The 18,392-nt window shown below is 57.8% G+C and carries 16 protein-coding genes; 10 read left to right on the top strand and 6 right to left on the bottom strand.

The genetic code is table 11. The features are described 5' to 3' along the window. Positions 1-42: 42 nt before the first annotated feature. From pckA to DXX3274_RS20345, 5 genes are all read right to left on the bottom strand, one after another. Entirely contained in the window at positions 43-1,662 is a 1,620-nt protein-coding gene (gene pckA / locus DXX3274_RS20365) for a phosphoenolpyruvate carboxykinase (ATP) (protein WP_042861368.1), read from the bottom strand. Positions 1,663-1,928: 266 nt separating this feature from the next. After that, positions 1,929-2,801, bottom strand: coding sequence for an Hsp33 family molecular chaperone HslO (gene hslO / locus DXX3274_RS20360; RefSeq protein ID WP_042861367.1), 873 nt, complete (start codon positions 2,799-2,801; stop codon positions 1,929-1,931). Between the two features lie 173 nt (positions 2,802-2,974). Beyond that, the gene (gene hslR, locus DXX3274_RS20355) at positions 2,975-3,388 is read right to left on the bottom strand and encodes a ribosome-associated heat shock protein Hsp15 (RefSeq protein WP_042861366.1); all 414 of its coding nucleotides are present in this window, start codon (positions 3,386-3,388) and stop codon (positions 2,975-2,977) included. Beyond that, positions 3,385-4,089 carry a GMP/IMP nucleotidase gene (gene yrfG, locus DXX3274_RS20350; protein ID WP_042861363.1) on the bottom strand — a complete coding sequence of 235 codons (705 nt, stop codon included), beginning with the start codon at positions 4,087-4,089 and terminating at the stop codon, positions 3,385-3,387. Before yrfG ends, hslR begins: the two co-directional genes overlap by 4 nt. 178 nt (positions 4,090-4,267) lie before the next feature. Then, the gene (locus DXX3274_RS20345; protein WP_042861362.1) at positions 4,268-6,397 is read right to left on the bottom strand and encodes an intracellular growth attenuator family protein; all 2,130 of its coding nucleotides are present in this window, start codon (positions 6,395-6,397) and stop codon (positions 4,268-4,270) included. A gap of 423 nt (positions 6,398-6,820) precedes the next feature. Between DXX3274_RS20345 and nudE the strand changes: the two genes are divergently transcribed. After that, positions 6,821-7,372 (top strand): ADP compounds hydrolase NudE, encoded by a 552-nt coding sequence (nudE, locus tag DXX3274_RS20340; RefSeq protein WP_042861360.1) that lies wholly within the window; start codon positions 6,821-6,823, stop codon positions 7,370-7,372. Between the two features lie 113 nt (positions 7,373-7,485). On the opposite strand, the gene mrcA is transcribed toward nudE, so the two are convergent. Continuing rightward, positions 7,486-10,044, bottom strand: a complete 2,559-nt coding sequence (gene mrcA, locus DXX3274_RS20335; RefSeq protein ID WP_042861359.1) for a peptidoglycan glycosyltransferase/peptidoglycan DD-transpeptidase MrcA — start codon at positions 10,042-10,044, stop codon at positions 7,486-7,488. A 319-nt stretch (positions 10,045-10,363) separates the two neighbouring features. Between mrcA and pilM the strand changes: the two genes are divergently transcribed. The 9 genes from pilM (at position 10,364) to dam (ending at position 18,274) form a co-directional block, all read left to right on the top strand. After that, complete coding sequence (pilM, locus tag DXX3274_RS20330; protein WP_042861357.1) at positions 10,364-11,257, top strand: type IV pilus biogenesis protein PilM; 894 nt, start codon at positions 10,364-10,366, stop codon at positions 11,255-11,257. Further along, complete coding sequence (locus DXX3274_RS20325; protein WP_042861356.1) at positions 11,251-11,811, top strand: PilN domain-containing protein; 561 nt, start codon at positions 11,251-11,253, stop codon at positions 11,809-11,811. The genes pilM and DXX3274_RS20325 overlap by 7 nt, the downstream gene beginning before the upstream one ends. Beyond that, a complete protein-coding gene (locus DXX3274_RS20320) occupies positions 11,808-12,362 on the top strand; it encodes a hypothetical protein (protein ID WP_238556065.1) in 555 nt (184 codons plus the stop codon). The genes DXX3274_RS20325 and DXX3274_RS20320 overlap by 4 nt, the downstream gene beginning before the upstream one ends. Further along, on the top strand, positions 12,359-12,715 hold the full coding sequence (locus tag DXX3274_RS20315) for a HofP DNA utilization family protein (protein WP_042861355.1): 357 nt from the start codon (positions 12,359-12,361) through the stop codon (positions 12,713-12,715). Before DXX3274_RS20320 ends, DXX3274_RS20315 begins: the two co-directional genes overlap by 4 nt. A 3-nt stretch (positions 12,716-12,718) precedes the next feature. After that, positions 12,719-14,029, top strand: coding sequence for a DNA uptake porin HofQ (hofQ, locus tag DXX3274_RS20310; protein ID WP_050569912.1), 1,311 nt, complete (start codon positions 12,719-12,721; stop codon positions 14,027-14,029). Between the two features lie 493 nt (positions 14,030-14,522). After that, on the top strand, positions 14,523-15,044 hold the full coding sequence (aroK, locus tag DXX3274_RS20305; protein WP_038669202.1) for a shikimate kinase AroK: 522 nt from the start codon (positions 14,523-14,525) through the stop codon (positions 15,042-15,044). Between the two features lie 53 nt (positions 15,045-15,097). Further along, complete coding sequence (gene aroB / locus DXX3274_RS20300; protein ID WP_042861353.1) at positions 15,098-16,183, top strand: 3-dehydroquinate synthase; 1,086 nt, start codon at positions 15,098-15,100, stop codon at positions 16,181-16,183. Between the two features lie 134 nt (positions 16,184-16,317). After that, positions 16,318-17,370: an SPOR domain-containing protein gene (locus DXX3274_RS20295; protein ID WP_042861352.1), complete on the top strand. Its 1,053-nt coding sequence runs from the start codon at positions 16,318-16,320 to the stop codon at positions 17,368-17,370. Between the two features lie 76 nt (positions 17,371-17,446). Further along, positions 17,447-18,274 (top strand): adenine-specific DNA-methyltransferase, encoded by an 828-nt coding sequence (gene dam, locus DXX3274_RS20290; RefSeq protein ID WP_038664929.1) that lies wholly within the window; start codon positions 17,447-17,449, stop codon positions 18,272-18,274. Positions 18,275-18,392: the final 118 nt, after the last annotated feature.

Here is an 18,392-nt window from a genome sequence, read left to right as displayed (position 1 = left end):
TGCTGTCGGTGGCTGCCGGGTAACGGCTGCGCGTTACCGTCGTTATTGCTTCGGCCCGGCGGAAACCAGCGCCGCACCGGCAGGGGTGTCGGTGTACTTGTCGAAATTGGTGATAAAGCGCTGCGCCAGATCGTGCGCCTTCTCCTCCCACTGCGCCGGGGAGGCGTAGGTGTCGCGCGGATCCAGAATCGCCGGATCCACGCCCGGCAGCGCGGTCGGGATCGACAGATCGAAGATCGGCAGCGTCTGGGTTTCGGCGTCGTCGATGCTGCCATTGAGGATCGCGTCGATAATGCCGCGGGTGTCCTTGATGGAGATTCGCTTGCCGGTGCCGTTCCAGCCGGTGTTCACCAGATAGGCTTTGGCGCCCGCCGCCTGCATGCGTTTCACCAGCACTTCGGCGTACTGCGTCGGGTGCAGCGCCAGGAACGCCGCGCCAAAGCAGGCGGAGAAGGTGGGCGTCGGTTCAGTCACGCCGCGCTCGGTGCCTGCCAGTTTGGCGGTAAAGCCGGACAGGAAGTGGTACTGGGTCTGGTCCGCGGTCAGGCGGGAAACCGGCGGCAGTACGCCGAAGGCATCGGCGGTCAGGAAAATCACCTTGGTGGCGTGCCCGGCTTTGGATACCGGCTTGACGATGTTATCGATGTGATAGATCGGGTAGGACACGCGGGTGTTTTCGGTTTTTGAGCCGTCGCTAAAATCCACGCTGCCGTCCGCCAGCACGGTCACGTTTTCCAACAGCGCGTCGCGGCGGATGGCGTGATAAATATCCGGCTCCGCTGCAGCGGACAGATTGATGGTTTTCGCGTAGCAACCGCCTTCAAAGTTGAACACGCCGTCGTCGTCCCAGCCGTGCTCGTCATCGCCGATCAACTGCCGTTTCGGGTCGGTGGACAGCGTGGTTTTGCCGGTGCCGGACAGGCCGAAGAACACCGCCACATCACCTTTTTCGCCCACGTTGGCCGAACAGTGCATGGAGGCGATGCCTTTGAGCGGCAACAGGTAGTTCATGATGGAGAACAGACCTTTCTTCATTTCGCCGCCGTACCAGGTGCCGCCGATGAGCTGGATGCGCTCAGTCAGGTTGAAGGCCACGAAGTTTTCCGAGTTCAGCCCTTGTTCCTGCCACTGCGGGTTGGTGCATTTCGCGCCGTTCATCACGATGAAATCCGGCTCGAAACCCTGCAACTCCTCATCGCTGGGGCGGATAAACATGTTTTTCACGAAGTGAGCCTGCCAGGCGACTTCGGTGATGAAACGAACTTTAAGGCGCGTGTCGGCGTTGGCGCCGCAGAAAGCATCAACGACAAACACGCGTTTGCCTGATAACTGGCTGGTGACCAGCTGTTTCAGGTGTTGCCAGTTTTCCTGGCTGAGCGGATGGTTGTCGTTTTTGCCTTTGCCCTGATCGGACCACCAGACGGTGTCGCGGGTCACATCGTCGCGGACGATGTACTTATCCTTCGGGGAGCGGCCGGTGAAAATGCCGGTATCAACGGCAACGGCGCCCAACTGGGTTTCGATACCGCGTTCATAGCCTTGTAGGGTAGGGGATGTTTCTTCAGTAAAAAGTAAATCGTAGCTTGGGTTGTAGACAATTTCGCGGACATCATGAATGCCATAAGCCGTCAGTGCTTCTGGCGTAATGCCTTTTATCTGCATGTTGCTACTCCTAGATCGTTATAGTCGTACTGTTAGTAAGTCTAGAAGGCGAGCTTATTTTAACCGCGATAACAATCAAAAAATTAAATAAATTCATTAATAACTTTGCTTATACATGTGAATGAAAAGTAAGCAAGGGGTTGTTGTGTAAGCGAAATAACCGGGTGAGAGCGCGGGCGGTTTTTTGTAGTCCGAACGCTGTAAAAGTGGTTTGGTGGTTGTGAAACGGGAGAAACGGCCCGCAGGCGGGCCGCTAAAACGAGGAATCAGTGCAGGGTCGGCTCGGCGCCGGACTGACGGAGGTCGGCAATATCCTGCGGGCTGAACAGATAATGGCTGCCGCAGTAGTCGCAGTGCATATCGATCTGTCCGTCCTGCGCCAGAATGTCGTTGACCTCGTCCGCCGACAGGGTCATCAGCGCGTCAGCGCAGCGTTCCCGCGAACAGTGGCAGTGGAACGCCACCGGCTGCGGTTCATACAGCGTGACGTTTTCCTGATGGTACAGACGATAAAGCACCTCTTCGGCTGGCAGACCGAACAGCTCTTCGCTCTTGACGGTGGCGGTCAACTGGGTCAGGTGGTCGAAGTCTTCGCGGTTGCCGTGCTGTGCGGGCAGAACCTGCAGCAGCATCCCGGCGGCGCACTGGCGGCCATCATGTTCGCCGGTGCGGATGAACAGGCGCGTCGGCAACTGCTCGGACTGCTGGAAGTAGTTTTCCAGACAGGCGGCCACGTTGTCGCCGTCCAGCCCCACTACGCCCTGATAGCGCTCGCCCTCGGTCGGGGTAATGGTGATCACCAGATAGCCGTTGCCCACCATGTCGTGCAGCGAGCTGTCGGCGGCGATGTCGCCTTGCAGGCGGGCGACGCCGCGCATCTGCTGCTGGTGGTTGCCGTTGATCACCGCCAGTTTCAGCGGGCCGTCGCCCTGCAACTGCACGGTGATATCGCCGCTGAATTTCAGCGTAGCGGTCAGCAGGCTGGTGGCGACCAGCATTTCACCCAGCAGATTTTTTACCGGCGTGGGGTAGTCGTGATTGGCCAGCATCTGCTGGAAGGTGTCGCTTACTGTTACCAGTTCGCCGCGAACGGCATGATTTTCGAACAGATAACGATGCAATTGGTCATGATTGGCCATAATGTTCTCTCGTGGTGATGACGGCTTAGAGCCTGGCCCACCAGGGCTATTTTACTTGTCATTTTGGCCCTGGGCAGTGCTCGAAATCCTCACGTACTAGGTGTACGCTCCGGTTTTTCCGCGCTGTCCGTGTCCAAACTGGCTGCGCCAATAACGCCTGATGGGCCAGGCTCTTATTCCGCGTCACTGTATTTGAATTTGATTAAATCCCGGCGCTCTTTTTTATCCGGCCGCCGGTCCGGATGCGGCATCGACAGGGCGTTGAGCTTTCTGGCCTGCGCCAGTTTTTCCCGCTTTTCAATGCTCTGCGGCGTTTCTTCATACAGCACCTGCGCTTGCGCCGCCGGGCGCCGTTGAGCGCTGATGGCGCGGACAATCACCGTGCGCGCGTCGTTGCCCTGACGCAGCGTGATTTCGGCATCCAGTTCCACCAGCTTGCCGGGTTTGCTGCGCTGGCCGTTATAGTGCACTTTGCCGCCGTCGATCATCTCGCGCGCCAGTGAGCGGGTTTTGTAAAAACGCGCCGCCCACAGCCACTTGTCCAACCGGACCGCATTGTCATCGTCATGCTGGCTGTCTTTGCTCATGAACACTCCTGATTGCCGACGGAAACCGACTGGTGGATGCCCGGGAGCAACGCCAGATAGTCATTCATCGACGGATGCTGCCGAAAGCGGTTTTCCTGCCGGCAAGTCGAGTCAGGATTACTGACGCCCAGACAATAACGGATGCCAAACGTTCTGGCGGCATCCAGTATGGGTTCGCTGTCATCCACAAACAGCGTGCGCGCCGGATTAAACCCGGTTTCCGCCTGAACGGCTCGCCATAACCGTTGATCCTCTTTGGGATACCCATAAGTATGGGTGGAAAGTAATAAATCAAGGTGCCGATCGAGCCCGGTGTGGGCTATCTTGACCGACAGGCTGTGCGGATGGGCGTTGGTCAGCAAAATAGTCCGGCGGCCGCTTTCGCGCAGCGCATGCAGAAACGGCGTGGTATCGTCGCGCAGGCGGGCGCGGTGGCCGATATCGCTGGTCATCTGGTAGATATCCAGCCCCAGCCGGTCGCTCCAGTAATCAAAGCAGTACCAGTTCAGGGTATGGCGCACCGCCTGATATTCCGCCGTGATCAATTGCTGAGCCTGATCCAGGCTGATATTGCGCTGGCGGCTCAGGGATTCCGGCACCAGTTGCAGCCAAAAATAGCTGTCAAACGCCAGGTCGAGCAGCGTGCCGTCCATATCCAGCAGGACGGTATCGATCTCATTCCAGTTCAGTTCGGGATTCATGCATACTCCGGGACATACGCCCCGTTTCCGGTTGGGCTGGAGGCGGGGCGGTCGATGTTATCAGCGTAGCATAACCGCTAAACGCGGCCGATCGCACTCGTCGATTGCAGTAACCGGCCGATTGTGCCGGCCGGTTACCTTATCTGGGGGGAGTCCGTTGAACTGGAAGCGAAGTGCATTATCCGTACATGGCGGTAGCGGCGGGCGCTTCCGGCACCAGATGGCGAGCGTAGTATTGCTGAATGTTGGCGATACGCTGCTGACTGCGGCGACGCTTCACCAGCAGCAACACCAGATTCAGAATCAGAATGACGCTGAAGGCCAGCAACAGCAGGCAGGCGCCCAGCGAACGCCACATGGTGACCGCGTCAGGTTCGCTGTGCAGCGAAATATGACGGGTGCCGTTGGCATCGATGCTCAGTTGAGTAATCACGCCGTTGGACTCAAACGGCGTGTGCAGCAGCAGGGATGACAAACGTTGCAGTTCCTGCCATTGCTCCTGCGGCGGGAAATCGCGCAGCGGCGTGGCGGGCATCTGATGATTGACGAACTGGCGGCCTTCGTCGCTGCGAATCAGAAAACCGCCCGGCGGCGGACTGTTCAGCGAATTGGACGCCGTGATGATTTCGCGGCTATAGAACTCGTCGGTGGCGTTTTTCACCAGCGAATCCAGCGACTCGGCGCTCACCGGGCGCAGCACCACGCTCATGCCCTTCAGTGCGCCGGAACGCGCCCGCTTAACCAGCAGATCCCAGTTCTTGGCGTTGCCCAGATTGATCAGCGCGTTTTTGAGCCGGGTGCAATCTTCTTCTTTTTCACACAGCGCATCGGTTTTCAGCACGATATCCGAGAAATTATTCAGCAGAATCATGCCGGATTTCTGGATGGCGTCCGCCAACTGCGAACTGACCTGATTGTCGCTGGCGGCCGGGTGCAACTGCTCGTTGACCGTCTTTTGCAGCGCGGCGGTTTTCTCAATGGTGTCCGACTCGGGCAACGGCAAAGGCGCGGCCTTGTTCCAGTAAATGGCCGCGCAATCAAATGGCGCAAAAGCGGAGGCTCGCGAGGAAGTCGGGTTAAGGTTGATCGGCGGCACATAGCACATGCCGGTCCCGCGGATCTGCAGTTTGTCGCCGATGTGCAGCGGCATGCGCTCCAGTTCTTCTACCTGAGTCACCTTGATGCTGCTTGCGCCCTGCATCCAGGCCAGACTGAGTTTCAACGGCAGATCAAGCGGCACCGAGGTCAACAGCAGGATCAGACTTAACAGCGCGCCAACCGCCAGTACGGCGTTTTTGCCCCATTGCTGTAGCGGGAAAAATTTGACTTCGTTGTGTAATGACAGGTAGTGACCCTGACGCACCACCTGACGGGTCAGGTAGATATCCACATCGGTTTTTCTGCCGAGATCGTAGCCGATATAAGGCTGCCAGTGAGGGGGATAGATGAGATCAATATTGCCGAGAGAGACATTGCCGATCTGGCTTTGACTGGCGTCGCTGAACAGCCCCATGCATTGTGGCGTGCCGTGCAGGCAATGCACCTCGCGGAGCTCTTTCTGCGAGGGCGGGCGGAACAACTGCCAGCATCCCCAGGCGGCCATGAGGCAGGCGGCGCCGGCCAGCCAGGGCAACAGCGCCAGCGGGCTGGTCAGGCTGAACACCAGCAGCAAAAACGCCAGGCTCAGCACCCCGGTTTCGCGCAGGCCGCGTGAGCGGTGCACGGCGTGCTCTTCCAGTGTTTCCCGGCGAATCGCCACCAGCTCGGTGTGTTCATGGACTTCCGGTCGAATCGACGCCTGTTCGCCGGAGATATCGGCGCCGGTGCTGGAATCCATCTCATTGACGAATTCCGTCAGCGAATGACCGTTGAGTGAGACCACCAGCGGAATCGAACGGGTTTTGATCAGCTCGATCTCATTGTTCTGGGTGATGTATTGCTCCCAGCGCGCGGGCAGGTGAATCTCCTGAGTGTCGATGTAGTAGCGCCATTTGTTGGGCGCATCGGTACTCAGCCCATAGCGGGTGATGCTATGAGTAATGGGATACACCCGGTTGCCCGGCAGCAGACGAGGCAGACGCGGCGACGCGACCGAAACGGACGACGAAACCGGGCCGTCCAGATGGGACATGGCCAGATAGCGTTCGATGGCAATACGTTCCGACGCCGTCAGCTGACGATGTCCCGACGGTGTAACTGGCAAACGTTTGGCGAATAGAAGACGACGATACATGAGATAGCCAATGATCCCCCCTACCGCAATCAGACAGGCAAACAATACAGCCAATATGATGAGTATTGTGCGCATATTATCTCCAGCCAACAGCGTAAGGTTCCCTCTGTTATTTCCGGATAGTAACAAAACTACACGAACAATGTTAACCCACGTCGCATGGTTAATGACTGAATTAACCGACTATTAGTTGTTTAACAGCGTATGTTAGCAAGCGGGAGATAATGCCGAAATGAGGAAAGTCTGAATTTTTTCTGATGAGTCATCAATAACCGGCCATGCGCACGCCATGATTTTTGTATAAAAAAAATTAATGTGTATGCGGTGTTGCTAATATGTAAAGTCGCCATGATAGAGTTGCAGCAACTGTTAATGTTAACGCACAATGTGACTCACTGAATATTCTGTAGGAAACTGTGGCTCTACCGGTTTTTTGTTCCGTGCCGACCATTGGCCTGAACAGGGAAAGCCTGTTGATGTTTCCTTATAGAGGCCACGATGAATAATAACCTGCAAAAACCCAAAATCCTCAAGGTTGAGACCGTAGCCCGTTCACGTCTGTTCAATGTGGAATCCGTTGATTTGGAATTTAGCAACGGCGAGCGCCGCGTTTACGAGCGTATGCGTCCATCGGGCCGCGAAGCGGTGATGATTGTACCGGTGAGCGGCGACGAGTTGCTGTTGATTCGTGAGTACGCGGTAGGGATTGAGCAGTATGAACTGGGGTTTCCCAAGGGGCTGATAGACCCGGGTGAGACGGTGTTTGAAGCGGCTAACCGTGAACTGATGGAAGAGGCCGGGTTTGGCGCGGAGCAGTTTGAATTGTTATCCACCCTGACGATGGCGCCGTCCTATTTTTCCAGCAGTATGAATGTGGTGGTGGCGAACGGCTTGTACCCGCAACGCCTGCAGGGCGACGAACCGGAACCGCTGCAACTGGTGCGCTGGCCGCTGGCGGACATGATGTCGCTGCTGAAAGAGCCGGATTTTCGCGAAGCGCGCAACGTCAGCGCGCTGTTTCTGGCGCAACAGTGGCTGGGCCGGCAATAACCGACAGCGACCTGTCAGAACGACCGATAACCAAAGAAAAAGGCGCGATATTCGCGCCTTTTTACTATTTTAATTAGAAAACTATCTCAATCAGAAACCTATCGCCGCCGGGATCAGAACAGCTCTTCCGCCTGACCGCTGCTGGTATTGAACAGCGTGGTGCCGGCGTCATGCACTGCCCGTTCGGTCGGCTGCGTGCCATCAATGAAGTATTCCTGACGGCTGTTCGCGCCGCCATCCGACAGCTTGCCGCTGCTGCGATCGATGGTTACGGTCACGATGCCTGGCGGCGGCGGGGTTTTCTGTTCCGGTACGCCCGCCAGCGCCACCTTCATGAAGTCATCCCAGGCAGGTTCTGCAGTCTTCGCGCCGCCTTCGTAACCGGAAATCTGGTCGCGAATCACGCCGGATGCCGATGACCGGCCAAGGTCACGGCGGTGATCGTCAAAACCAATCCACACGGAAGCGACGATATTGGGGCCATAACCCGAGAACCAGGCATCTTTCGAGTTGTTGGTGGTACCGGTTTTACCGCCGATATCGCGGCGTTGCAACACCTTGCCCGCGCGCCAACCCGTTCCCATCCAGCCCGGTTCGCCGAACACATTACTGTTCAGCGCATCCTTGATCAGGAAAGACAGCGGCGTGCTGATGACATGCGGCGCATAAGGCTGCGTCGCCGCTTGTCTGGCGACTTCCGACGGCGTGGCCGGGTCAGCCTGCGGGGCGGCTTGCACCGGGTTTTCCTGCGAGGTCGCCACGTTCTCCATGCTGTCGTCCGACAGAACGGCGGAACGTTGGGTATCCCCGTAGATCACCGGCAGATTGCAGGTATCGCACACCACTTTCGGGGTGGCGGTGAATACGGTGCTACCGCTGGCGTTGTCGATTTTGGTGATGAAGTAAGGGTCGACCAGATAACCGCCGTTGGTCATCACCGCGTAACCGCGCACCACCTGCAGCGGCGTAAAGGACGCCGAGCCCAGCGCCAGCGATTCGGTATGCACGATGTTCTGTTCCGGGAAGCCGAAGCGCTCCAGATAATCGGCGGCGTAATCCACGCCCATCGCGCGCATCGCGCGTACCATCACCACGTTTTTCGACTGCCCCAACCCCTGACGCAGACGGATCGGGCCGTCATACACCGGAGGCGAGTTTTTCGGGCTCCAGTCGGAACCGGCACCCGGATCCCAGCGCGTAATCGGGGCGTCGTTGAGAATGGTGGCCAGAGTCAACCCTTTGTCCATCGCCGCGGTATACAGGAACGGTTTGATGTTCGAGCCGACCTGACGCAGCGCCTGCGTGGCGCGGTTGAATTTGCTCTGGTTGAAGTCGAAACCCCCTACCAGCGCCAGTACGGCGCCGTCTTTCGGATTGAGCGACACCAGCGCGGAGTTGACGTCCGGCACTTGCGCCAGCCACCAGTCGTTATCGACTTTACGCACCCAGATTTGCTGGCCGGCCTCCAGCACGTCCGTCACACGTTTCGGCGTGGGGCCCTGCTGGTCATCCGAACGGTAGGCGCGCGCCCAGCGCACCCCTGCCAGCGGCAGTTCGATTTTGTCGCCGTTGGCCATCATGGCATGGGCTTTGTCGGCGCCGGCGTCAATCACCACCGCCGGGAACAGTGGCCCGTAAACCGGCAGCTTTTTCAATGCCTCGACGATTTTATCCTGCGTCAGGGCCGGGGTGCCGACTTTCCACAGCACCTGCTCCGGCCCACGGTAGCCGTGACGCATGTCATAAGCGATGACGTTGTTATGCACCGCGTCTTCCGCCGCCAACTGCAACTTGCGGGTGATGGTGGTGTAGACCTGATAACCGTCGTTATACGCATCTTCGCCATAACGCTTCACCATTTCCTGACGAACCATTTCGGCCAGATAAGGCGCGGAGAAGGCGATTTCCGGCGCGTGATAATCCGCCACCAGCTTTTCATTGCGGGCCTGCTCGTATTGCGTCTGCGTAATGTAGTTTTCGTCCAGCATACGGGACAGCACCACATTGCGGCGAGCGACGGCGCGATCGTAGGAGTAGAGCGGGTTGAAGGTGGACGGCGCTTTCGGCAGACCGGCGATCATCGCCATCTGCGCCAGCGTCAACTGGTCCACCGGACGGCCGAAATAGACCTGCGCCGCCGCACCGACGCCATAGGCGCGGTAACCCAGATAGATCTTGTTCAGGTACAGCTCAAGAATTTCTTCTTTGGTCAGCGTTTGCTCGATGCGAATCGCCAGAAACACTTCCTTGATTTTACGCAACAGCGTGCGCTCGGGGCTCAGAAAGAAGTTTCGCGCCAGCTGCTGGGTGATGGTACTCGCCCCTTGCGAGGCGTGGCCGGACGTCAGAGCGATCACCGCCGCACGGATAATCCCCTGCGGGTCAACGCCATGATGTTCGAAGAAACGGCTGTCTTCCGTGGCGATAAACGCGTTCACCAGCGTGGGGGGAATCTGATCCAGCTTCAGCGGGATACGACGCTTTTCGCCAAACTGGGCGATCAGTTCGCCGTCGGCGCTGTAAACCTGCATCGGAGTCTGCAGGCGAACGTCTTTCAGCGTGGCGACATCGGGTAACTGCGGCTCGATATAGCGATAGAGGCCATAGAGCGAAGCGGCTCCCAGCAGAATGCAACTCACTGCAAGGATGAATAGGTACTTTACGAACTTCACCGGAGATTTTCCATTCAGTAGCAATTGAATAGTTTATAAACAGACGGGCGCTAGTATAAAGGGAAGCCAGCAAGGTGGATATACCCGTCATCTTTCAGGTTACAGACGCGTTGGCCGCCCTCTGTACCCGGCCCTTCTCTGGACCTCGCCCCGCCTGGGGGCGCTGTAAACCGGGGCCGAATCAGCCCGGCAGATTGGTCACCCTGCCGCTACCGGGTTCAGTTCCTGGGGATTCACCCGGTCGGTGGCCGCCTTATCTGCACCTCGACATCCATCGGGTATCTGTTCTGTTATGAAACGATAAGGAGATCGAACACTCATGGCTTATCCCATCTGGCAGGTTGGACTGGATATCCAGGACGGTTTTATGCGTGCTCTGGCCGTACAACGCCGCAGGCATGGCTGGCAATTGCGCCACTGGTGGCAGTTGCCGTTGCCGGGCGGAACATTAAGCGGCGGTAGTCTACATCATCCCACCGCGCTTTGTACGGTTCTTCGTCAATGGCGGCAGGAATTGCCACGATTTGTTTCATTGCGGTTGGGATTTCCCGCCTCGCGGGTACTGCAGCAACGGCTGGCGCTGCCTGACCGTCGTTTGCGTGAGCCGCGGCGCGGCGAATATATCGGAAAGATGGCGGCAAAGGCGTTGCCGGTCAGCGGCGACGATCTGGCGCTGGATTATCGTCCCGACCCGCAAACGCCGAATACGCTGCTGGTCACCGCGGCGCGACAAACCGAATTGAACATCTGGCTGCATTGCCTGCGCGATGCCGGCCTGCAGCCCGACGCTGTGGATATTACGCCCTGCGCTTTGCGTTGCATGGCCGCTCAGGCCGGGCTGGCGACCGATCGCCTGTTGCTGCACCGCTTTGACGATCACTGGCTGTGGGCTGCGCCGCTGAGGGAACCGCTGGCATTCGGTACTTTTTATCCCGACGACATTCATTCAGATGACATGTCGAGCCGTTCGGATAGCGTTGCGAAGCCGGCTGATGTACTGAAGTATGTAAGTACTTGCTATCAAAATAACGCTTCTCCTCAGGCCTATCTCAGCGCATCCGCGCCGGAGTATCTGCAACAGCTTCCCGCTACGTTGATCCCCTGGTCCCCCCTGAGCGCGTTTGAGCGGCAGCAACCTCCGTTGCCGGCGTTTCCCGCCGCCTTTGCCATTGCCGGCGGTCTGGCGATGCGCCCGGAGGATACACCATGTTGACGGTTAATCTTCTGGCGTGGCGCCAGCGCCTGTTATATCGGCGTATGCGGTTGAGCCTGCTGGCGCTGGGTTTCTCGCTGTCTGGCATCGGTTGCGCGGCGGCCGTGGTCGGCGGGTACTGGCAGCAACAACTGGCGGAACTGCGGCTGCGCCTTGATCAAACGCAGTCGCAACAATCGCAGTATGAACAGCTCTACCGCCAGACGCGGGATGCCTGGCAGGCGCGGAAAGCGCGACTGGCGCAGCAGGCGGCGCAGGAACGAGGACGGCAGCAGAATCTGCGCTATCAGGCGCTGCTTGAACAGCTGCCGACGCTGGTGCCCGATTCGCTCTGGCTGACGGAAATCGGCGATAACGGCGCGCATCTCCAGATATCCGGAGTGGGTAATCACTATTCGGCTATCGTTACTCTGGCGAAGGCGATGTCGACGTTACCGCAGATAGAACACGCCAGCGTACAACAGACGCAGCGCGACACGCAGGATAGTACGAGGCTGAGTTTCTCGTTGCGCCTGTATTGGCAGGCGTTGGCTGAGACGGGAGACAACGGATGATGGCGTGGCTTTACCCCATGACTGCCCGCTGGCTGGCGACGCCGTTGTGGCTGTTGTTACTGGCGCCATCAGCGCTGGTGATACTGGTGGCGCTTATTGTCGGCGGGGTATGGATTTCGGCAGAACGGCAGTTGCTGTTGCAACTTGAGCAGCAGCATCGGGACAGTGCACTGGTCATGGCGCAGTGGCGGGAGAAAATTACCCGGATGCCAGCCTTGCACCCGCTTCAGCGCTGGCTGGCTGACCAGCCGCCCTTGGCGGCGGACTGGTCGTCGAATCGCGTGGCATCGTGGCTGGAAGCGCCGCTACGAGATAGCGGCGTACATCTGGTGACGTGGCGTCCGGTGCAGACGGAAGACATAAGCACGACATCGCCTGCCTGGCTGCTGGTTTTCAGCGCGGAGTATGCCGCGACCCTGAATTTTCTGACGCGTTTCAGGACGCTCCCGGTGGTGCTGCGCATTGATCATCTGACGATCCGAAAAACGCCGGCCGGGCTGCGCATCGAACTGCGGCTGTCGTTGCCGCAGCCAGTGGAGACGGCGCGATGAGCGAATGGCGAAGCATCGTACTGTGGCTCGTTTGGCTGCCGGGAATGGCGGGGGCGGAGACGATGCGCGATCCGTTTCAACCGCGGCTGGACGTATCGTGCGGGAACCGAACGTTACCGGATGAATGGCGGCTGAAAGGAATGGTGGGGTCGTCATCGCAATGGGTCGGATGGCTGGCGCAGACGTCAAGCGGCTGGCTGCGAGTCCGCGATGGTGACGTTATCCCGCCCGGCGACTGGCGGATTACGCGGCTGGATCGCACTGGCGCCACGTTGCGCCCGGCAGACGAGACGGCGCGCTGTGGGGTGGCGGAGGTTCATCTGGGCTCGCCCTTTCATCACAAAAAGGAATGACGCATGAAGACAGGATGTTTTCCCGGCGGACGGTTACCCCGGTATGGCTGGCTGATCTGGCTGATGATGTTGTTTAGCTGTGTGTTAGCCGAAGCCCGCGGCGACGAGCCGGTTTCGCTGGCGTTCGATGACGTGCCGGTTCAGCGCGTCTTGCAGGCGCTGGCCGATCACCAGCAGCTGAATCTGGTGGTGGCGCCGGGTGTGACGGGCAACGTCAGCCTGAATTTGCAGCAGGTTCCCTGGCAGCAGGCGCTTGATATCATTCTGCGCATGGGGCAGTTGACGATTGAGCGGCAGGACAGCGTCATGATGGTCTACCCCGATACCTATATGAAAGACCGGCAGCGGCAGCAGGAGGAGCTGGCGGCCAAACAACGCCAGCAACTGCCGTTGCAGAATCTGTCCGTCACCTTGCAGTACGCGGAAGCCGCCGACGTGGTAGCGAGTCTGCAGAGTCAGCGCGGCACCTTACTGACCGAGCGTGGCAGCGTAACGGTGGACAAGCGCACCAATACGCTGCTGGTGAGGGATGTAGTTTCAGCGCTGGAGCAAATTCGCCCCTGGATTGGGGAACTGGACAAGCCGCTGGCGCAGGTGCAACTGGCGGCGCATATCGTGACCATCAGCAGCGAGCATCTTAAGGCGCTGGGCGTCAACTGGGGGCTGGGCGATGCCGCGACGACGGGGCAGGCGCTGCAAATGAACAATTTCAGCGTCAGCCTGCCGGTGGAGTCGCCCGCCGTCAACGCCGGGTTTCATCTGGCGAAGCTGAACGGGCGGCTGCTGGATCTGGAATTGATGGCGCTGGAACAGGAAAATGAAGTGGAGATCATCGCCAGTCCGCGCCTGTTTACCGCACATCAGCAGACGGCCAGCATCAAGCAGGGCACGGAGATTCCGTATCAGGTGTCCAGCGGCGCCAGTGGCTCAACGTCGATTGAGTTCAAAGAAGCGGTGCTGGGAATGGAAGTCACGCCCAGGATTCTGCATGGCGGGCAGATTACGCTCAATCTGTTGATTAGCCAGAATATGCCGGGACGCGCCATCAAACAGGGAGAGGGAGGAGAGATACTGGCGATCGATAAACAGGAAATCCAGACACAGGTGACGGTTCAGGATGGTGAAACCATTGTGCTGGGCGGCATTTTCCAGCAGCAGAAGAATCAGGGCGAGCGGCAGGTTCCGGGGCTGGGCGCGTTGCCGGGTATAGGGCAATGGTTCCGCAGCGGTAATCAGCAGCACACGCGCCGCGAGCTGGTCATCTTTATTACCCCGACGCTGATTCAGTCGGCCAGACGCACTCCGGCGGCCTGAAGGCGGGCAGGCGGACGAGCAGAGCCGCCTGTCTTGTGGGTCCGCTTTGTTAAAATAGTGCCTTTCATCGTTTGACGATACCCGCGTTTTAGCATACAAGGATAGCGGCTTGAGCACGGAAGTGGTGTTACATCAGCGGCGCACACCCCAAATAATTCAAGTTGCAGGGCAAAACGCTCGCGTTTTAAACAGCGCTGCCGGGAGTAGCGTTTAACGCGGCGTGCTGCGGCCCGGAAGGGCGCGGCCCATGAATGTCCGGGTAATAACGCCAACGCACCTGCAACTTGAAGTATGACGGGTATAGATAAAACGCACGGTTTATCGCTGCCTGATTCGTGTGGCATTTTATTCGGTTGCCAAACTACCCTGAGTATTGAGATAATTTTTTGTCTGATTCTCGCACTATCGCTCATGAGGTTTCAGTTTAGGTTCCGCCGCAGGTTACATGGCGGGGCGGGTTATCATTAACGAATTTCTTAGTAATACCAAAAAAATGGCAGAGAAACGCAATATCTTTCTGGTTGGGCCTATGGGTGCCGGCAAAAGCACTATTGGCCGTCAGTTAGCTCAGCAGCTCAATATGGAATTCTTCGACTCCGATCAAGAAATTGAGCGACGTACCGGGGCTGATGTGGGCTGGGTATTTGATGTGGAAGGCGAGGAAGGCTTCCGCGATCGCGAAGAGAAAGTCATTAATGAATTGACGGAAAAGCAGGGCATTGTACTGGCAACAGGCGGCGGTTCGGTGAAATCACGCGAAACCCGCAATCGTCTGTCCGCACGTGGCGTGGTGGTGTATCTGGAAACCACCATTGAAAAACAGTTGGCCCGTACTCAGCGAGATAAAAAACGTCCGTTGCTTCAGGTTGAAACCCCACCACGCGAAGTGCTGGAGGCATTGGCGAAAGAGCGTAATCCGCTGTATGAAGAAATCGCCGATGTCACGATTCGCACTGATGAACAAAGCGCCAAGGTCGTTGCCAACCAGATCATCAGCATGCTGGAAAGCAACTGATTTTGTGTAATCTCCTGCACACCGCAGGCTTCTGACAGATCAATGGAACGCGCATGGAAAGAGTCACCGTAACCCTCGGGGAACGCAGTTACCCCATTACGATCGCCGCCGGTCTTTTCAACGATGCGGCTTCTTTTATGCCGCTGAAGGCTGGCGATCAGGTCATGCTGGTGACCAATGAGACGTTGGCGCCGCTTTATCTGGATGCGTTGCGTGATCTGTTGGAGAAAAGCGGCGTGCGGGTTGATCAGGTGATTCTGCCTGATGGCGAACAGTTCAAGTCTTTAGCTGTGCTGGAACAGGTGTTTTCCGCCTTGCTGGCTCGGCCGCATGGGCGCGACACCACGCTGGTCGCGTTGGGGGGCGGCGTTATCGGCGACCTGACCGGCTTTGCCGCCGCCTGTTATCAGCGCGGCGTTCGCTTCATTCAGGTTCCGACTACGCTGCTGGCGCAGGTTGATTCTTCCGTCGGCGGGAAAACCGCCGTCAACCATCCGCTAGGCAAAAATATGATTGGCGCGTTCTACCAGCCTGCTTCGGTGGTGGTCGATCTGGATTGCCTTAAAACGCTGCCCGCACGTGAGCTCTCTTCCGGTCTGGCCGAAGTGATCAAGTATGGCATCATCCTTGATCGCGCGTTTTTCGAATGGCTGGAAGAGCATATTGACGCTGTGCGCAGCCTGCAGGATGAACCGCTGGCTTACTGTATCCGCCGTTGTTGCGAACTGAAGGCGGAAGTGGTAGCGGCGGATGAACGTGAATCCGGACTGCGCGCCTTGCTGAATTTGGGCCACACTTATGGACATGCCATTGAAGCGGAAATGGGTTACGGCAACTGGCTGCATGGCGAAGCCGTAGCGGCGGGCATGGTCATGGCGGCCGAGGCCGCACGCCGTCTCGGGCAGTTTAGCGCTGACGATGTCGAGCGCATCAGGGCGCTGTTGCTGCGGGCCGGATTGCCTGTCACCGGGCCGCGTGAAATGGCTCCGCAAGCGTATCTGCCGCACATGATGCGGGACAAGAAGGTTCTGGCGGGGGAACTGCGTCTGGTTCTGCCCACGGCGATAGGTCAGTCGGAAGTCCGGGCTGGCGTATCGCACGAACTGGTGCTGGCATCCATTGCCGATTGCCTTCCCTGAACGCATCCTCTGACTGGCTGAATAGCCAGCAGCTGGAGTCGCGGTAGTTTACGTTTAAAATACAATGCCTTATGATTTAGACTTTCGCAGTGTCAGATGTCCGCGGAAGCTAGCCTTTCAGTTGGAGGGTATAAATGGATGAGTTCAATCCGGAAGAAGAATTGAAGCCGGATACCAGCGATCGACGCCCTGCGCGCCAGCAGAGACGAAGCAAAGGCTTCTCTGCCCCCAGTGTCTCGCTATCCAGACAACACACCATGATTGGTATCGGTATTGTGGTACTGGTGCTGCTGATCATCGGCATTGGTTCTGCTCTGCAATCTCCCAGCCAGAATAAGTCTTCGGCTCCGTCGCAACCAGCAGGCTCTGACAGGAATATCGATCTGTCATCGTCCATGTCTTCCAGTCAGGAATCGGGAACGACGCCACCGGTGGCATCTCAACTATCTTCTCCGGCACCGGTCGCCGCCCAGAGTGCGGGCGCAGGTTCTGCGCAGACGTTGAGCGGTCAACCTGTTTCCGGTACGCCCACGCAGGCGCCGTTGCCTTCGCAGAATAGCAACCAGCAGCGTATTGAATTGCCTGGCAATATTACCGATGCGCTGTCTCAGCCCCAGCAACAGGACCGGGTGAACGCGCTGTCTTCCGGGCTGCCGACCGAACCGGCGACCGTGTTGGCGCCGACAACCAAAGGCGGACGTGTTCAGCCTGTGGAGAAATCGCCTTCCCATGTTCAGGCGGAAAAACAGCCCTCGTCGGCATCTCATAAAACCGCCGCTGAGGCGAAAGAGAGCGCCAAACCTGCTGCGAATGCGCATCGGGCACCCACGACGGCCTTGACGCCCGCACCGGCCAGCAAACCGGCAGCGGCGGCCAAACCGGCGACGTCAGCCGGAAGCCAGAGCGGTACGTCTATCCAGAGTGCCCCGGCCGGCCACTTTACTTTGCAACTCAGTAGCGCCTCCCGCGAGGATTCCCTCAAAGCGTATGCCCGGGAACAGCGGCTGGCGAATTACTGGGTATATGAAACGAAACGTGACGGGCGGCCCTGGTATGTTCTGGTGAATGGTGTTTACGCCTCGCCGGAGGATGCCAAACGCGCCATTGCGTCCTTGCCTGCTGATGTTCAGGCGAAAAAACCATGGGTCAGGCCGATCCGTCAGGTGAAGCAGGACTTGACCAAGTAAGACCAATTGGCCCTGATGTGCTGTCTAAACAGAGTACAATCCGTGGCTCTGAACTGTGTGAGTAATTAACGACGGCATGAAGAAAAACCGCGCGTTCTTAAAATGGGCCGGTGGGAAGTATCCGCTGGTGGAAGAGATTCGCCGATATCTGCCAGCGGGAGAGCGATTAATCGAGCCTTTCGTGGGCGCGGGTTCCGTATTTCTCAATACTGACTACGACAGCTATATTCTGGCGGATATCAACAGCGATCTGATTAATCTCTATAAAATTGTCAAAACCGAAACCGATGCTTTCATCCGTGATGCCCGCGAGCTGTTTATCGATGAAGTGAATACCTCGGATGTTTTTTACCGGTTGAGAGAGGAGTTCAATCTCTGTACCGATGATTATCGTCGGGCGCTGCTGTTTCTGTATCTGAACCGTCATTGTTATAACGGCCTGTGCCGCTATAACATGCGTGGCGAGTTCAATGTGCCGTTCGGGCGCTATAAGAAACCCTATTTTCCGGAAGAAGAGCTTTACTGGTTTGCGGAAAAGGCGCAGAACGCTACGTTCGTGTGCGAGCATTATCAGCAGACGCTGACTAACGCCTCCCCAGGCTCGGTGGTGTATTGCGACCCGCCTTACGCGCCGCTGTCGGCTACGGCCAATTTTACGGCGTACCACACCAACAACTTTAATAATCGGGACCAACAGAATCTGGCGCAGCTGGCGCAGCAGTTGTCGTCGCAAAGCCAGATCCCGGTACTGATTTCCAATCACGATACGGTACTGACTCGTGAATGGTACCGTGACGCTTCGTCGTTGTATGTGGTCAAGGCGCGTCGCACCATCAGCCGCAATATTTCGGGCCGCAGTAAGGTCAATGAGTTGCTGGCGTTGTATTGTCAGGCGGCGTTCTGAGCGTGATAGCGCGCTGCGGGCGGATGGGCGATGTGAGGAAGTAAAGGGTTGTTCCCCTACAGAGTGGCTGCGCAGGTGTGAGATTAATCCATAGCGCCCGGCAGCGAAATGCAGACTT

The sequence above is a fragment of the Dickeya sp. NCPPB 3274 genome, assembly GCF_000406205.1.
GTDB classification, from domain to species: domain Bacteria; phylum Pseudomonadota; class Gammaproteobacteria; order Enterobacterales; family Enterobacteriaceae; genus Dickeya; species Dickeya fangzhongdai.
The sequence above is the reverse complement of the archived record's forward strand: the minus strand, read 5'-3'. Positions and strand labels throughout refer to the sequence as shown.

Coding starts and splice junctions, on each gene's coding strand:
- DXX3274_RS20295 (WP_042861352.1), top strand. CDS start 16,318: ATGGATGAGTTCAATCCGGAAGAAGAATTGAAGCCGGATACCAGCGAT.
- DXX3274_RS20345 (WP_042861362.1), bottom strand. CDS start 6,397: ATGCGCACAATACTCATCATATTGGCTGTATTGTTTGCCTGTCTGATT.
- hslO (WP_042861367.1), bottom strand. CDS start 2,801: ATGGCCAATCATGACCAATTGCATCGTTATCTGTTCGAAAATCATGCC.
- pilM (WP_042861357.1), top strand. CDS start 10,364: ATGGCTTATCCCATCTGGCAGGTTGGACTGGATATCCAGGACGGTTTT.
- DXX3274_RS20320 (WP_238556065.1), top strand. CDS start 11,808: ATGATGGCGTGGCTTTACCCCATGACTGCCCGCTGGCTGGCGACGCCG.
- yrfG (WP_042861363.1), bottom strand. CDS start 4,089: ATGAATCCCGAACTGAACTGGAATGAGATCGATACCGTCCTGCTGGAT.
- hslR (WP_042861366.1), bottom strand. CDS start 3,388: ATGAGCAAAGACAGCCAGCATGACGATGACAATGCGGTCCGGTTGGAC.
- DXX3274_RS20325 (WP_042861356.1), top strand. CDS start 11,251: ATGTTGACGGTTAATCTTCTGGCGTGGCGCCAGCGCCTGTTATATCGG.
- nudE (WP_042861360.1), top strand. CDS start 6,821: ATGAATAATAACCTGCAAAAACCCAAAATCCTCAAGGTTGAGACCGTA.
- aroB (WP_042861353.1), top strand. CDS start 15,098: ATGGAAAGAGTCACCGTAACCCTCGGGGAACGCAGTTACCCCATTACG.
- hofQ (WP_050569912.1), top strand. CDS start 12,719: ATGAAGACAGGATGTTTTCCCGGCGGACGGTTACCCCGGTATGGCTGG.
- dam (WP_038664929.1), top strand. CDS start 17,447: ATGAAGAAAAACCGCGCGTTCTTAAAATGGGCCGGTGGGAAGTATCCG.
- aroK (WP_038669202.1), top strand. CDS start 14,523: ATGGCAGAGAAACGCAATATCTTTCTGGTTGGGCCTATGGGTGCCGGC.
- pckA (WP_042861368.1), bottom strand. CDS start 1,662: ATGCAGATAAAAGGCATTACGCCAGAAGCACTGACGGCTTATGGCATT.
- DXX3274_RS20315 (WP_042861355.1), top strand. CDS start 12,359: ATGAGCGAATGGCGAAGCATCGTACTGTGGCTCGTTTGGCTGCCGGGA.